Source organism: Streptomyces sp. NPDC096339 (genome assembly GCF_044762985.1).
Taxonomy (GTDB): Bacteria; Actinomycetota; Actinomycetes; order Streptomycetales; family Streptomycetaceae; genus Streptomyces.
On sequence record NZ_JBIWFI010000001.1, the window covers coordinates 160,119 to 175,699 of the forward strand.

Sequence of the window (15,581 nt, forward strand, 5' to 3'; positions counted from 1 at the left end):
GCGGAGGATCAGGAGCGGGGGTCGGGCTCGATGTCGAGGCGGACCAGGGCGCGCGCCGCGTCGAGGGCGGCGTGCACGCCTGCGGGCTCCGCGTGGCGGGCGATCACGTGCCCGAGCCGGTCGGAGGCGCTGCGGGGCGTGCGTACGGGAGTTCCGGGGGCGGCGGTGACCAGCACCGACTCGACTCCCTCGACGGCCGCCGCGGCCCCGGCGCCGTGGACGGCCGTGAGGGTGCCCTCGGTGTCGGCGAGGAGGAACTGGATCCCGGCGTGGCCCCCCTCCTCGGCCTTCAGGTGCGGGGGCAGGCCGAGGGCGGCGCGCAGTTGCGCGTCGAGGAGGTCGACGCCGGTGGCGAGCCGGATCAGTTCGGGGATCATGCCGCCGGCCGGGCGCGGGTTGATCTCGACGAGGGCGGGGCCGTCGGCGGTCAGTTTGACCTCGGTGTGGGTGGCTCCCAGGCGGATCCCGGCCGCGTCCAGGGCCGCCGTCACCGTGTCGGTGATCAGCTGGGCGGTCGCGGCGGGCAGCGGGGCGGGGAAGAGGTGGCGGTGCTCGACGAAGTGCGGGCCGGCGGTCACGGACTTGGCGGTGATGCCCACGCAGACGGCCTGCCCGTCCCCGCCGAACATCTCGACGCTGTACTCCGGCCCGTCCAGGTACTCCTCGACGAGGACGGTGCGGGCGGTGGGCATGCCCCGCACGTTGGTGTCGATCGCGAGGATCTTCTCGATCTGGGCGCGGACCTCGGCCTCGTCGGCGCAGAGCAGGACGTTGGTGGAGCCCGAGTCGTCGGCCGGCTTGACCACGCAGGGCAGTCCGGTGCGGGCGACGGCCTGCGCCGCGCCGGCGGGCTCGCGCACCAGGGCGTACCGGGGCTGGCGGAGGCCGGCGGCCCGCAGCCTCTCGCGCAGGGCGGACTTGTCGCGGCAGACGGCCACGGCGTCGGGCGGGTTGCCGGGCAGGCCGAGCCACCGGGCGATCCGGGCGGCGGCCGGTACGTAGAAGTCGCTGGTGGTGGTGACCCCGGCGATCTCCTCGCGACGGAACCGCTCCTGTACGGCTGCGCGCAGGGCGGCGTCGGAGTTGGTGTCGCAGCGCACCACCTCCGCGCCGGTCTCCGCGAGTCCCCGGTAGCGGTCGGGGTCGCCGGTCAACAGGACGGGTACGGTGCCCAGTTCGCGCGCCCGGTCCAGGGCCATCATGCCGGTGCCGGTGGTGTTGGACTCCACGAACAGCAGGTGCCGTTGAATCCCGGCGGGCGGACTGTAGGCGACGGTGGACCAGGTGCGGGCGGTCCCGCCGGTTTCGAGGGCAGCCGGCGCGGTGGCGGTGGGCACCTCGCGCAGCCGGTTCGCCTCCCAGTGCCCGTCGTCGTAGACGGTGTCGGCGTAGCGGTCGCCGCGGTCGGGGAGGATGCCGACGATCCGGGTCCCGGGCTCGGCGCGGTCGGCGAGGCCGGTGAGGACCCGGTAGACGGAGCCCGAGGTGTTGCCGCCGAAGATCTGCTGCTCGCGGGCGAGGTCCCAGGTCGCGGCGAAGGCCTCGTGGTCGTTGAGCCAGTGCACCTCGTCGACGAGGGTGCGGTCCAGGTTCTTGGGCAGCAGGCTGTTGCCCAGCCCGCTCTGCAACCGTTGCGGTACGTCGGGCTGGCCGAAGAGGGCGCTGCCCACGCAGTCGACGCCGACGACGTGCAGGGCGGGCAGGCTTTCGCGCAGCGCCCGGGCGGTGCCGCACAGGGAGCCGCCGCTGCCGACGGCTCCGACGAGGGTGTCGAACCGGCCCAGGTCCGCCAGCAGTTCACCGGCGAGGGTGCGGTAGGCGCCGGGGTTGTCGGGGTTGGTGTACTGCTGCGGCCAGAAGGCGCCGGGAAGTTCGCCCTGCAGCTCCGCGAGCCGCTCCAGGCGGGCGCTCTGCCAGCCGTGGCTGGTCATGGCCTCGACGACGTGCACCCGGCAGCCCAGGGCGCGGAGCTTGGCGAGGGTGACGGGGTCGATGCGCGGGTCGGTGACGATGTGCACCTCGTGGCCGAGCGAGCGGCCGACGAGGGCGACGCCGAGGGCCATGGTCCCCGAGGAGCTCTCGATGACGGGGTCGCCCGGCTTCAGGGTGCCCAGCCGTCGGGCCTCCAGCAGGATGTTGCGGGCGACGCGGTCCTTCATGGCGAAGAGGTTCTGCAGTTCCAGCTTGGCGTAGACCTCCACGCCGCGGGCCTCGCCCAGACGCAGTCGGACCAGCGGGGTCCCGCCGATCGCGTCCGTCACGGTGTCGAACAGCATGCTCAGATCTCCGGCTCGGTGGGGTGGGCGGGCGGGGCCTGCGGGCTCCAGCTGTCGTCGGCGCCGAGGGAGCGGTGTACGGACACCTCGCCGCCGAGAGCGGCGCAGCCGGCCCGGATGTGCTCGGTCTTGCCGGCGAGGGCGGGGTCGTTCGCCTCCAGGAGGACGCCGAGCATGGTGCCGCTGTGGGCGAGGACCAGGCCCAGCCCGTCGACCTCGCGGCACAGGGCGTGCAGTTCCGTGAATCCGGCGCGCCGGCGGCGGTGGGCGTTCATCTCGGCGCTGCGGGTGGCGACGGCGCCGACCTCGGCGAGGTCGCCGTGGGCCACGGCGTCGGTGAGCCGGTCCAGCAGACGTGCGTACTCCTCCCGGTCGGCGGCGTCGATGGCCCGGGCGCCCCGGTTGTGCGCGACGGTGTCGACCTGGCCGCCCTCGTCGTGGGCGACGACGGTGAGCGGCGGCAGCACCCCGAGGCGGCGGCCCAGGCGCACCTCCCGGTGGTGGAAGGCGACGATCTCGTCGTACATGACCCCGTCGGCCGGTTCGATGCCGCGCAGGAAGTCCTCCGTCTCGGCCGGGGTGAAGGCGCGCCCGTGGGCGGCCCCCACGGCCCGTACGGTGGCGACGAGGTCCGCGGAGGAACTGGCGAGGCCCTTGCCCTCGGGCAGGTCCCCGGCGACCTCCAGCAGGCCGCCGTCCGCCGTGCCGAGGGCGGCCAGGACGGCCTCGGCGACCCGACGGGACTTGGCCTTGTGCGCCGGGCGCACCCGGACCTCGCGGCGGCCCGGCTCGGGGTGGAACACGGCGGTGGCCCAGCGGGCGAGGGGGAAGGTGACCAGGAAGTCCCCCTGCGGGTGGGGCAGGGCGCCCTGGAGCAGTTCGCCGAACGTGCCGAAGGCGCTGCCGGCGCCGGGGCCGACGGGGACTGCGGTCGCCCCCGCGACGGTGTCAGTGGGCGTGCTGTACGCGGGTGCGGGTGCCATCGCCGTCCTCCTCGTGGATCTTGTCGTCAGGCGCTCCGTACAGGGCGCGGTCGCCCTCCTCGGCGCCCGCGCGGAGCACGGCGGCGCGCGTCCGCCAGTCGGCGCGCAGCTGCTCGTACGTCTCCCGCTGGCTGCTCAGGACCGCGCGGACGGCGTCGGGGCGGGCCGACCCGGCGGACACCGTGCGCTCCAGGCCCCGGTCGACGTCGAAGGCCTCGGCGAGGAGCCGGGCGGGGTCGGCGAGGGTGATGCCGTGTCCGGCGGCCGCCTCGACCAGCAGGGCGGGTTCGCCCGGGGCGGGGGCGGCACCCGCCGCCGCGGCGAGCACGACGTACTTCCCGGCGACGACCTGGGCGGTGCGCCAGGGCAGGTCTTCGGTGAGGCAGAGGGCGTTGGCGAGGCTGAAGCCGCCGAGGAACTCGCGCTCGCACACCTGGCGCATGCGGTCGGCGCGGAAGGTCAGCCTGCGCAGCACCTCGGTGAGCAGGCGGACGGTGCCGTGGGCCGATTCGAAGGCGTTCAGCAGGTGGGTGCCTGCCTCCTTGGACACCTCGACGAGGTTGCAGAAGGGCGTGTTGCGCTGGCCCAGGAGCACGTCGAAGTGGAAGGCCGTCAGATGGGCGGTGCGCCCGCGGATGCGCTCCAGGACCGGGTAGTTCTTCTTCTGCGGCATGGCGGAGGAGATGCCGGACAGCTCGTCGGGCAGTTCGATGAACCCGTACTCGCTGCCTCCCCAGGTGAGCAGGTCGGTGGTGAAGCGGCTCAGCGCGGTGCCCAGCAGGCTGAGTTCCGCGGTCAGTTCGGCGCTCCAGCGCCGCGAGGCCACGGCGGTCAGGGCATGGGGCTGCGGCCGGGAGAAGCCGAGCAGCCGGGCCATCCGGTCGCGATCCCAGGGCAGTTCCTGTCCGGCCATGGCGCCGGCGCCCAGCGGGCAGGCATCGATGCCGTCGTACGCGTTCAGCAGCCGGGCATGGGTGTGCAGCAGGTGTTCGGAGAGTGCGGCGAGGTGGAAGCCGGGGGTGATGATCTGGGCGGCCTGGAAGTGGGTGTACCCCGGCATGGGCAGGTCGCAGCTCTCCTGCGCCAACTCGTGTACGACCGAACCGAGTTCGAGGAGCGCGTCGGCGAAGCGGGCGAGCTGGTCACGGCCGTACATCACCTGGGCGCAGGCCTGGAGGTCGTTGCGGCTGCGGTCGGCGTGCCAGTGCGTGACCGGGGCGGGCAGGCGCGCCTCGACGTGCCGTTCGAGGGCGAAGGCGATGTCCGACATGTTGGCGCCGGGCTGCGCGCTGAGGGTGTCGGGCCCGACGGCGTCCAGCAGGCCGGCGATCCGGTGGGCCTCCTCGGCGGTGATCAGGTCCATGCGGACGTACTCGGCGGCCAGGGTCTTCTCGATGGCGACGTAGTGGCGCAGCAGGTGGCGGGACTCGAACCCGAACTGCGGGGCGAGGACTTCGTCGTGGAGGAGTTCGGCGGGGCCGCCGCGGATCCGGCCGCTCAGCTCGGGGGCGGGCCCCGGGGTGTCACTCGTCACGTGGTGTGTTCCGTTTCCTGTTCTGGTGCGGGGCGCCGGGGCATGCCGGGGCACGCCTCGTCGGCGCACGACGCGCGAAGGGCTGGGGCGGGGTGGAAGGGCCAGGGGTGTCTTGTCGGTCAGGGCGAGCCCGGACCGATCGGCAGGACACCTCTTACGAGCGCCCCGGGCGGGCCGGGGCGCCTCTTCAGCGGTGGTCGGCCTCGGCGAGGGCGGTGCACAGCAGGGCGGCGGCCGCGGTGCTGTGCGGCGGCCGCATCAGCCCGTAGTGGTCGGTGGCAGCGTCGTGGCGGGTGAAGCCGGCCTCGGCCCGGCTCGCCCATCGATCGGCGGCGTGCTGCCTGGCCCCGGTCGTGCTCTGGAGGAACAGGACCGGGCAGGGCGCGGCCGGGGGCCGGTACGCGGCGGCGGCCCGGATCCCGGTGCGGAACACCGCGTAGTGCCGGGCGAGGTCTCGTGGGTCCAGGCCGGGGGCGAAGCCCTCGCGGTCCACCTGCTCGGCGAGGACGGCGAGCCGGGCGGGCGTGTCGGCGACGCTCCGCAGGGCGCTGCGCAGCGCGGACACGCCCTCGTCGGCGGGGTCGAAGCCGGCGGAGCGGGCCAGGTCCTCGTGGAACCACTCCAGGAGTTCACACTCGTCTTCGGGCACGGGGCCGGGCTCCGCGTAGCCGGTGTCCAGCAGCGCGAGGGTCGCCACCTCCTGCCCGGCGGCCCGCAGTTGGACCGCCATCTCGTGGGCGAGGAGCCCGCCGAAGGACCAGCCGGCCAGGTGGTAGGGGCCGGAGGGGCGGATCCGGCGCAAGGCCTCCAGGTGGGCGGCGGCCAGCTCCTCGACCGTGGCGTCGGGGGCTGCTGCGGGGTCGGTCAGCCCGGGCGCCGTCAGGCCGAACACCGGACGTTCGGTGCCCAGTTCGGCGGCCAGGGTGCGGTAGCAGAAGACGTTCCCGCCGATGGGGTGGACGAGGAAGAGCGGATCGAGGGTGCCCTCGGACTGGAGGCGGACCACCGGGTCCGGGGCCACGGCGACGTGGCGGCCGCGCAGCAGCGCGGCCTGCCGGGCGACGGTCGGGTGCTCCAGGACGGCGGAGACGCCGAGGCGTTCGCCGAAGGCCTGGTTGATCCGGCCGATCAGGCGCAGGGCGTCGATGGAGTGCCCGCCGGACTCGAAGAAGTCGTCGTGGACGCCGACCGGGCCGGCGGCCAGCAGCCGCTCCCAGATCCCGGCGAGGCGGGATTCGAGGCCGTCGCGGGGCGGGGTCGGCTCGACACCACCGCGCAGGTCGGCGGGGTCCGGGTCGGGCAGGGCGGCGCGGTCCAGCTTGCCGTTCGCGGTCAGCGGGAGGGCCGTGAGGCACACCCAGGCGGAGGGGACCATGTACTCGGGGAGCCGCTCCCGGGCGTGGGCGGCGAGTGCGCCGGGGTCTGGGGCGGGTGCGGCGTCCGGGCCGGCCGCCTCGGGGACGAAGTAGCCGACGAGGCGTTCGCCGCGGGGCAGGACCGCGCAGTCGCGCACGCCGCGGTGTTCGGCGAGGACGGCCTCGATCTCCCCGGGCTCGACGCGGAATCCGCGGATCTTGAGCTGGTGGTCGGTGCGGCCCGCGTACTCCAGGGCTCCGTCGGGGCGGTGCCGGGCCAGGTCGCCGGTCCGGTACAGGCGGCGGGTGGTGCCGTCGGGACCGGTGTGTTCGATGAACCGTTCGGCCGTCAGCTCGGGTCGTCCGTGGTAGCCGTCGGCGAGACCGACGCCTTCGAGGAAGAGCTCACCGGTGACGCCGAGGGGGACCTCTGCCAGCCGGCGGTCCAGGACGTGGGTGCGCATGTTGGCGATGGGCCGGCCGATGGGCACGGTGTCGCCGCCGTCCGGCCGGCACTGCCAGTAGGTGACGTCGACGGCCGCCTCGGTGGGCCCGTAGAGGTTGTGCAGCTCGACGCCGGGCAGCCGCTCGAAGAACCTGCGCTGCACCTCGTACGGCAGGGCCTCGCCGCTGCAGACCACCCGGGTGAGGCCGGCCGCGCCGGCCACGGCCTCGGGGTCGTCGAGGAACACGCTGAGCATCGACGGGACGAAGTGAACCGTGCTGACGCCGTCGGCCCGGATCAGTCCGGCGAGGTAGCCGGGGTCGCGCTGGCCGCCGGGGCGGGCGAGGACCAGGGTGGCGCCGGTCAGCAGCGGCCAGAACAACTCCCACACGGAGACGTCGAAGGTGTACGGCGTCTTGTGCAGCACCCGCTCCCCCGGGGTCAGCCCGTATTCGTCCTGCATCCACAGCAGCCGGTTGGCGATGGCGCGGTGCGAGACCACGACCCCCTTGGGCTTGCCGGTGGATCCCGACGTGAAGATCATGTACGCCGGGTCGGACGGCTCGGGCGCACGGGCAGGACCCCCGGCGCCCGTCGCGGCCTCGTCCGGCCGCAGGACGGTGACCCCGCAGCCCTCCAGCCGCTCGGCCCACTCCCCCTCGGCGACCACCAGGCCGATGCCGGACTCGGCGAGCAACGACCGTACGCGCGGCGCCGGGTGCTCCGGGTCCAGCGGGACGTAGGCGGCGCCGGACTTGAGGACGGCGAGGAGTACGACGGGCAGGGCCAGGGAGCGTTCCAGCAGCAGGCCCACGAACGTGCCGGGGCCGGCGCCCCGCTCCCGCAGTGCCGCGCACAGCCGCTCGGCCTCGGTGTCGAGGGTGCGGTAGGTCAGCTCGGCGCCCTCGAAGCGGACGGCGGGGGCGTCGGGCGTCAGGTCCCGCTGCTCGTCGATCAGCCGGGTCAGGACGTGCGGCCGCGGATACTCCACGGCGGTGCGGTTCCACTCGGCGTAACGGCGGTGTTCTACCTCCGGCAGCAGGTCGGCGGCCGTGCAGTCACGGTCCGGGGACTCGGCGAGGTCGCGCAGGGCGGCCGTGTAGGAGACGTGGGCGCTCGCCATCTGCTCCTCGGAGAACTGGGCCGCGTCGAACCGCAGGCCGAGTTCGAGCAGGGCGCCGTCGGGGCTGCGGGAGAACTCCGCGCCGAAGGCGAAGTCGGTGCCGGCCTCTCCGATCTCCTCCAGCACGGTGAACGCGCCGTCGGCCGGCCCGTCCTGCTCCACGTGGAAGTGGGTGTAGTTGAAGAAGGTCTCGAAGAGCGGGCCACCCCCGGACAGGCGCTGGATCTCGGCGAGCGGGAACCGGCGGTGCGCGTGCAGTTCCGCCTCCAGGGCGGCGACGTGCCCGACGAGGTCGCGCCAGCTGAGCCCGGTGACCGCGACGCTCATCGGCAGGGTGTTCAGGAAGACGCCGACGACCTTGTCGCCGTCGGTCTCCTCGGCGCGGCCGTTGTGGACCACTCCGGTGGTGACCGCGTCGCCGCCGCCCAGCAGGGCCATGGTCCGCAGGTGGGCGGCGAGCAGGACCGTGCGCAGCGGTACGCCGCACGCGGCGGCCAGGGTGGTGAGTCGGGCGTGCAGTTCCTCGGGCAGGGGCGCGAGGTACCAGGACATCCGGGCGGGTCCGCCGGTCGGCGCCGGGCGGGCCGGCTTGGTCGCGGGGGCGTCTGCGGCCTTGCCGGTCCAGAAGGCCCGCTGCCCGGGGTCGGCCAGCGCGGCCCGTTCGAGCGCGACGAAGGAGGCGAACCGGGAGCGGGGGCCGGCCTGCGGGGAGGGGCCGTCCGCGGGGGTCCGGGCGGCGAGCGCCTCGGTGTAGCAGGAGGCGAGTTCGGTGAGGAGCGAACGTTCGCTCCAGCCGTCGAGGACCGCATGGTGCTCGGCGACGAAGAGCTGGAGCCGGGTGTCGGAGAGCCGTTGGACGTGGAACCGGATCAGCGGGGGCCGGTCCCAGTCGAAGGGCCGGTCACGCTCGGCCGCGTAGCGGGCGGCGACGGCGGTGCGCTGCGCCTCGGCGTCGAGGCCGTGCAGGTCCTCGAAGGTGAGCTCCGGGCGGGCGCCGCGGTGGACGAGTTGGAGGGGCTCGGTGAATCCGTGCGGGTCGAAGGAGGTCCGCAGCATCTCGTGCCGGGCCGCGAGGACCTCGACGGTGGCCCGCCAGGCGTCCTCGGAGAAGGGCGCTTCGATCAGGTACGAGGCCACGTTGTGGTAGACGCGTCCGCCGGCCGACGGCAGGTCGCTGTGGTAGAGCATGCCGGCCTGGAGACGGGTCATCGGATAGGCGTCCTCCAGTCCGTCGGGCAGGGCGGCGCGGTCCGCGGGGGTCAGTAGCGCGAACGGCTCGTACGGGGTCTCGGCAGCGGCCGCGGCCCGGTCCCGCGGGGTGACGTGCGGGGCGAGGGCGCGGACCGTCGAGGAGCTCATGAGGTCGGCGACGGTGAGGTCGAGGCCTCGTTCGCGGACCCGGGCGAGCACCTGGAGGGAGCGGATGGAGTCCCCGCCGAGGGCGAACCAGTTGTCCAGGGCGCCGACCCGTTCGTGCCCGAGGACCTGGGCGAAGACCTCGGTGAGCGCGGTCTCGACCGGCCCGCGGGGTGCCTCGTAGGCGGCGGTGGGGGTACGACCGGCCGAGCCGGGGGCGGGCAGCCGGCGCCGGTCGGTCTTGCCGTTGGCGGTCAGCGGGAAGGCGGGCAGGGTGACGAACGCGCCGGGGATCATGTAGCCGGGCAGCCGCCGCGCGAGGTGCTCGCGCATCTCCTCGACGGTGGGGCCCGCCCCGTCGTCGGCCCCGGTCACGGCCAGGTAGCCGACCAGGACGTCGTTCCCCGCGGGATCCGGTGCGACGAGTGCGACCGCGGCGTCGACGAGGGGGTGGGCGGCCAGGGCGGCCTCGACCTCGCCGAGTTCGATCCGGAAACCGCGCAGTTTGACCTGGTGGTCGATGCGGCCGAGGTACTCCAGGTCCCCGTCGGGCAGGGCCCGCGCCAGGTCTCCGGTGCGGTAGAGCCGCTCACCGTCCAAGAGCCCGGCGGGTGCGTCGGCGACACCGTCGGCCAGTGCCGTGGGGAAGCGCTCGGCGGTGAGTTCGGGCCGGCGCAGGTAGCCGCGGGCCAGGCCCGCTCCGGCGACGTACAGCTCCCCGACGGCGCCGCGCGGGACGGTCCGGCCGCGCGCGTCGAGCAGGTGCAGGCGCAGATCGGGGATGGGCACGCCGATGACGCTGCCGCGGCCCTCCTCGGCGTCGCGGGCGGTCAGCGGCCGGTAGGTGACGTGCACGGTCGTCTCGGTGATGCCGTACATGTTGACCACGCGGGGTGCGGTGTCGCCGTGCCGCGCGAACCACCCGGCGAGGGCGCCGACGTCGAGTGCTTCCCCGCCGAAGACGACGTGGCGCAGGCCGAGCCCGGGGTCGGCCGGTCCGGCCGTGCGGTGGTGTTCCTCGTCGGCCCGGGCCAACTGGTAGAAGGCGGAGGGGGTCTGGTTGAGGACGGTGACCCGCTCGGCGCGCAGCAGCCGGTGGAACTCCTCGGGCGAGCGGCTGGTCCCGTACGGGACCACGACGAGGCGGCCGCCGTGGGCGAGGGCTCCCCACAGCTCCCAGACGGAGAAGTCGAAGGCGATGGAGTGGAAGAGGGTCCACACGTCGTCGGGGCCGAAGCCGAACCAGTGGTCGGTGGCGGAGAACAGCCGGGTGACGTTGGCGTGGGGCACCAGGGTGCCCTTGGGGAGGCCGGTGGACCCGGAGGTGTAGATGACGTAGGCCAGGTGGTCCGGGGTCACGCCGGTGTCGGGGGCGGTGTCCGGTTCGGCGGCCAGGAGGGGGGCGTCGGCGAGCAGGTCGACGGTGTGCAGGCCGGGGGCGTCCCACAGGGCGCGGGTGTCGGTGGTGCCGACGACGTGCTCCAGGCGGGCGTCCTGGACGATGTGGCGCAGCCGCTCGGGCGGGTTGTCGGGGTCGAGGGGCAGGTAGGCGCCGCCGGCCTTGAGGATGCCGAGCAGAGCGACGACGAGGTCGGCGGAGCGGGGCAGGCACAGTCCGACGAGGGTGTCGGGGCCCACTCCGAGGGCGCGCAGCCGGTGCGCGAGCCGGTTGGCGCGGGTGTCGAGCTCGCGGTAGGTGAGGGAGGTGCCCTCGTGGACGAGGGCGACCGCGTCGGGAGTGCGGGCGGCGTGTCCGGCGAAGATCTCGTGGACGCAAGTCCGCTCGCCCGGGGCGTGCGGGAGGGCGGCGCGGTCCGGGACCGGCGAGCCGATGCCGGTCCGCTCGTCGGCGGACAGCATCGGCAATGCGCCGACCGGCAGTTCGGGGTTCTCGGTGGCGGCGTCCAGGAGGCGGGCGAAGTGCCGGCCGAACTGTCGGACGGTGGCGGCTTCGAACAGGTCCGCCCGGTACTCCAGCCGGCAGCTCAGCGCGCCACCGGTCCGTACGACGTCGAAGGTCAGGTCGAACTTGGCGGTTCCGGCCGGTCCTTCGAGCAGCGTGGCCTTCGGGCCTGGCAGGCCGTCGGTCATGCCGTCCTCGTCGTGCAGGCCGAACATGACCTGGAAGGAGGCGGCCTCCTCGCCGGTGCGTCCGGCGGCGATCCGGTCGACGACGCGTTCGAAGGGCAGGTCCTGGTGGTCCTGGGCGTCGAGCACGGTGTCCCGTACGCGCTCCAGGTGGACCCGGAAGGCGGGATCGTCGGACAGGTCGGCGCGGATCACCAGCGTGTTGACGAACAGGCCGACGGTGTCCTGGAACTCCTTGCGGCCCCGACCCGCCACCGGCGTTCCGACGAGTACGTCGTCGGTGCCCGTGTAGCGGCCCAGCACGATCTGGAAGGCCGCCAGCATCAGCGTGTACGGGGTGCTGCGGGTGTCACGGCACAGACGCTCCATCCGGGCGAGCACCGGGGCCGGCACGTCGAAGGAGTGCAGCGCCGCCGCGCCGCGGGCCGCTCCCGCGGCGGGCCGGCCGTCGCGGGGCAGGGGCGCGTCGGGCAGTTCGCCGTCCAGCTGCTTCTCCCAGTAGGCGAGTTGGCGCTGGGCGGCGGCGCCGCGGAGCCATTGCTCCTGCCAGTCGGAGAAGTCGGCGTACTGGTACTCGGGGGCCTCCTGGGCCACGATCCCGGCCGAGCGCCGCCGGTCGGTGCCCCCGGGGCCGCCGGGCCCGTCGCCGTACTGGGCGTACGCGGCGAGGAGCTCGCGGGCGAGGATCCCGACGGACCAGCCGTCGGCGACGATGTGGTGCATGGCGAGCGCGAGGACCGCGCCCTCGGGGGTGTGCAGCAGGGCCGCCCGGAAGAGCGGTCCGGACTCCAGGTCGAAGGGCCGGTGGTGTTCGGCGGCCATCCACTCCTCGACGTCCCCGGCTCCGCGCGCCGCGGTGGAGGACCAGACGAGCGCGGCCTCGGTGTCGATGTGCTGCCACAGCTCGCCGTCCCGCAGGACGAAGCGGGTGCGCAGCGCCTCGTGCCGCTCGACCAGACCCTGGGCGCAGGCGCGGAGCGCGGCTTCGTCCACCGGGCCGTCGAGGCCGTAGAAGACGGGCATGTGGTAGGTCGGCCTGCCCTCCTCCAGCTGCTGGAGGAAGTACATCCGCTGCTGCGCTCCGGACGCGCGGAACGCGCTGAACGACGGCTCCGCAGGGCGTTCGATCGGATCGTGACTGGCCAAGACAACTCCCTCGGCGCCGCACCGGTGACCGGCCCGCGACGCATGCTCCGCTTGCTTGCCCGTCCAGCCTAGGAACAGCATCGATTCGGGTGAAGTCGCCTGTTTCCGGTCCCCTGTTCACGTGACATGAGCCGTGGACGACCTGCGTGGGTACGGGCTGAGGGCCGTGTTCCGACGCCGTTCGGGGACCTCGGGACGGGACACTGCTGGAGGGACGTTCCCGGGAGAAGCAGCTCCCCGCCCTGCTCGACGTCGGCCACCGCGTCATCACCTACGACCGGCACGACTTCGGGCGAACCTCCCAGCCCGAGGACTCACGGACGGGTCCGGAGACTGGTTCACCCAGCCGTGAATCTCTGACTCAGGTCACCAGGCCGGCGCCGCCGACCGGACCGCGTCGGCGGCCGCCGAACCGCGCAGCAGTCCGGCCAGGTCGTGTGGCTGGGCCGCCTCGCCCGTCGAGGTCGCTTCCGTGATCCGGTCCAGGCGGAAACCCCGGCCGGCCCGCCGCGTCCGGCACCAACCGATGAGGTACCAACGGCCCTCGGCGGTGAGCAGGCCGGCCGGTTCCACGGACCGGTCGCTCGCGCGGCCGGCCGAGTCCACGTACGAGAGCCGGAGCACGGTTCCGTTGCTCAGGGCTTCCTCCACCGCCGTACGGACCGCCGACTCCGTCCGGGACGGCAGGGTGACGATACGGGCGGCCAGCCCCTCGGCCGCCGCCGCGGCGGGGCCGGTCATCGAAACGATCAGCTTCTGGTACGCCGTACGGGCCGCGCCCGCGTAGGGGGTTCCGGCGGCGGCGAGGGCAGCGGCCAGGGCGGCGGCCTCCTCGGTGGTGAAGTGGACCGGGGGCAGGGTCATGGCCGGGTCGACCGTCCACCCGCCGCCCCGCCCGAGGGTGGTGCGTACGGGGACGCCGGATTCCATCAGCGCCTGGAGGTCGCGCTGCACCGTCCGCGTACTGACTTCGAACCGTGCGGCGAGCGCCGCGACCGTGCGCGGCCGCGGCGCCGACGCGCGCAGTTCCTCCACGAGGGCGTAGAGCCTGGTCGTCCGGTCCATGGGCCCGACGCTACCGGCTCGAGGCGGCGAGGAACTCCCGCTCGCGCGCGTGCGTCCGCTCGGTGACGGTGAGGGGGAAGAGGGTGAACCCGTGCATCGCGCCCGCGACGACCCCGAGCTGGACGGGCGCGCCCGCCGCCTGCCAGCGCTGGGCGAGGAAGAGGGAGTCGTCCAGCAGGGGGTCCTCGGTGCCGACGACGATCCTCGCGGGCGGCATCCCGGTCAGGTCTGCGTACAGCGGCGAGAGCTGCGGATCACGGCGCTCCTCCGGGCCGGTCCCGGGCGCGAAGGATTCGTAACTGCCGAGCAACGACTCGGTGTTGCTGAGCAGCGGGCGCATGCCGAACGAGCGTTGGCTCGGGGTCATGGACAGGTCGTACGGGCCGAAGAGGAGATGGGCCCCCTGGAAGGCCCCGCCGAGGCCGTGGCGGTCGCGCAGGCGCAGCAGGGTCAGGACGCCGAGGTGTGCTCCGGCGGACTCACCGCCGATCAGCAGTCGGCCGGTCCCGAACTCGGCGGCGGCGTTCTCGATGAGCCAGCGGGCGACGGCCTCGCAGTCGTCGGGTCCGGCGGGGAAGGGGTGCTCGGGCGCGAGCCGGTAGTCCACGCTCACGACGGCCAGCCGGGGCCCTTCGGCGATCCCCCACAGCCGCTCGTCCTGTCCGTCGGCAGAGCCGAACGACCAGCCGCCGCCGTGGATGTGCAGGTACACCCCCGCGACGGGCCCGCCGTCCGGTACGAAGACCCGCACCGGCACGCCGCCGGCGACGACCCGGTCGCGTCCCTGCGGCAGCCGCACGGGCGGCGTGTCCCCGGCGAGCCGGTTGCGTCGGATCCGTGCGAGGAGGCCGGCGTCCAGGACCCTCCCGCGGGCGGGGCGGCTCGCGGCGGCGGCCTCGAAGCGGGCGTTGAAGGCGAGGGTCTCCGCGAGGCAGTCCTGGTCGGTGAGCGGCAGGGGCGTGGCGGTGGTCGTGGCCGTGGGCGTCGTTGTCGTCGTCATGCGTAGAGATTCGCAACGTCGGGTGACAGCCCCGTGTCACCCTTTTGGAGTGGCCCGCGTCACATTCTCAACCGTGGACGATCCTCGCCCCGGGGCGGGCAGGTCCGGTGCTGTTCTACGATCCTGGTTCGGCGATCACGCGGGACGCCGTACGAGGACTGTCCGGACCGGGGGACGAAATGGCGATCGACAGGCCCGGCAGGCCGGAAGACCTGCCGGCGGCCGATGTGTTGTGGGCGCGCTGGGCCCTGGCCGCCGTACTGGAGGCCACGGCGGAGGCGGAAGCCCGGGGCGTCCGTCGTGGTGGCACGTGGATCGACGGCCAGGGTCTGCACCTCGACGACCGCGGCTGCACGTGGTGGACGTTCCAGCAGCTGGGACAGGGCCGCTACCTGTTGTACGGCGAGGACGAGTCCAGTGCCGTGAAATGGCACGAACCCGCGATCGACATGCTGGCGCAGGCGCCGGACTGGCTGCCGTACGAGCGTCTGCGGGAACTGTTGGAGGGCTGGGAGCTGGGCTGCGTGTACTGGTACGAGCACGGCGCCTGGGCCCGCGCGCCGTACCCCGACGAGCTGGACGACGACGGCCTGGACTGCGGAATGAGCCGTTTCGCAGTGCGCGAGGAAGCGCTCCACGACCTGATCGCCTCGGAACACGGCCTGCCCCGGGAACGGGCGGACCACCTGCTGGCCGCGGCCGAGGCGCGCAGCCTCACGCCCGCCGAGATCCAGGAAGTACTGGACGCGGCAGCCACCGCAGAAGGGTACGTACCGGCTGACCGGAAAGCGATGCTGAGATCCCTCGAACTCGCGGCGCTGACGGCCCCCGCTTCCGTCACCCCAGCCCCGTCGAACCACCCCTGCTGACGCCTGGGAATCCATCCTGCCCACCAACTCGTCCACCGCCCGGCAGCGGTAGCAGGACGGGGTGGACGAAGTCATCGGGAAGCCGGCTCATGGCGCCCGACCCCAGCAGCGCGCGGCCGTCCTCTCCCCTGCCTCTTCCCCGCATACCGCCAGGCCGTGCCCTCATGCCGGCAAGCCGTCAACCAGCCCACAACCCACTGATCTTGACGGTACCGTGCTGCTCCAGCGGGCTGACGTGGTGCGTCCGAAGTGCCACGATGGTCCGTACTTCAACAGTGTGCCCTTCGGGACGCAACGAGAGCGGCACCGGCGTGTCTCCGGGGGGCGGCCCTACCCCACGA

The 15,581-nt window shown here is 73.9% G+C and carries 7 protein-coding genes and 1 pseudogene; 2 read left to right on the top strand and 6 right to left on the bottom strand.

Features of this window, described 5'->3' with window-relative positions:
• Positions 1 to 8 precede the first annotated feature (8 nt).
• From ACIQ5Y_RS00755 to ACIQ5Y_RS00770, 4 genes are all read right to left on the bottom strand, one after another.
• The gene (locus tag ACIQ5Y_RS00755) at positions 9 to 2,276 is read right to left on the bottom strand and encodes a pyridoxal-phosphate dependent enzyme (protein ID WP_403873413.1); all 2,268 of its coding nucleotides are present in this window, start codon (positions 2,274 to 2,276) and stop codon (positions 9 to 11) included.
• Positions 2,277 to 2,278: 2 nt separating this feature from the next.
• Positions 2,279 to 3,259 (bottom strand): kinase, encoded by a 981-nt coding sequence (locus tag ACIQ5Y_RS00760; RefSeq protein WP_403873416.1) that lies wholly within the window; start codon positions 3,257 to 3,259, stop codon positions 2,279 to 2,281.
• On the bottom strand, positions 3,225 to 4,793 hold the full coding sequence (locus ACIQ5Y_RS00765) for an argininosuccinate lyase (protein WP_403873419.1): 1,569 nt from the start codon (positions 4,791 to 4,793) through the stop codon (positions 3,225 to 3,227). Before ACIQ5Y_RS00765 ends, ACIQ5Y_RS00760 begins: the two co-directional genes overlap by 35 nt.
• 187 nt (positions 4,794 to 4,980) lie before the next feature.
• The gene (locus ACIQ5Y_RS00770) at positions 4,981 to 12,306 is read right to left on the bottom strand and encodes an amino acid adenylation domain-containing protein (protein WP_403873422.1); all 7,326 of its coding nucleotides are present in this window, start codon (positions 12,304 to 12,306) and stop codon (positions 4,981 to 4,983) included.
• A gap of 197 nt (positions 12,307 to 12,503) precedes the next feature.
• Between ACIQ5Y_RS00770 and ACIQ5Y_RS00775 the strand changes: the two are divergent.
• Positions 12,504 to 12,614 (top strand): annotated as a pseudogene (locus ACIQ5Y_RS00775) (alpha/beta hydrolase); the annotation flags it as partial.
• A 58-nt stretch (positions 12,615 to 12,672) separates the two neighbouring features.
• On the opposite strand, the gene ACIQ5Y_RS00780 reads toward ACIQ5Y_RS00775, so the two are convergent.
• Positions 12,673 to 13,371, bottom strand: coding sequence for a helix-turn-helix transcriptional regulator (locus tag ACIQ5Y_RS00780; protein ID WP_403873425.1), 699 nt, complete (start codon positions 13,369 to 13,371; stop codon positions 12,673 to 12,675).
• A 10-nt stretch (positions 13,372 to 13,381) separates the two neighbouring features.
• Positions 13,382 to 14,371: an alpha/beta hydrolase gene (locus ACIQ5Y_RS00785; protein ID WP_403873428.1), complete on the bottom strand. Its 990-nt coding sequence runs from the start codon at positions 14,369 to 14,371 to the stop codon at positions 13,382 to 13,384.
• Positions 14,372 to 14,550: 179 nt separating this feature from the next.
• Between ACIQ5Y_RS00785 and ACIQ5Y_RS00790 the strand changes: the two genes are divergently transcribed.
• A complete protein-coding gene (locus ACIQ5Y_RS00790; protein WP_403873431.1) occupies positions 14,551 to 15,240 on the top strand; it encodes a hypothetical protein in 690 nt (229 codons plus the stop codon).
• The last annotated feature ends 341 nt before the right edge of the window (positions 15,241 to 15,581 follow it).

Bases quoted from the DNA above. Each gene is read 5' to 3' on its own strand.
- ACIQ5Y_RS00755 (WP_403873413.1), bottom strand. From the start codon at position 2,276: ATGCTGTTCGACACCGTGACGGACGCGATCGGCGGGACCCCGCTGGTC.
- ACIQ5Y_RS00760 (WP_403873416.1), bottom strand. From the start codon at position 3,259: ATGGCACCCGCACCCGCGTACAGCACGCCCACTGACACCGTCGCGGGG.
- ACIQ5Y_RS00780 (WP_403873425.1), bottom strand. From the start codon at position 13,371: ATGGACCGGACGACCAGGCTCTACGCCCTCGTGGAGGAACTGCGCGCG.
- ACIQ5Y_RS00785 (WP_403873428.1), bottom strand. From the start codon at position 14,371: ATGACGACGACAACGACGCCCACGGCCACGACCACCGCCACGCCCCTG.
- ACIQ5Y_RS00790 (WP_403873431.1), top strand. From the start codon at position 14,551: ATGGCGATCGACAGGCCCGGCAGGCCGGAAGACCTGCCGGCGGCCGAT.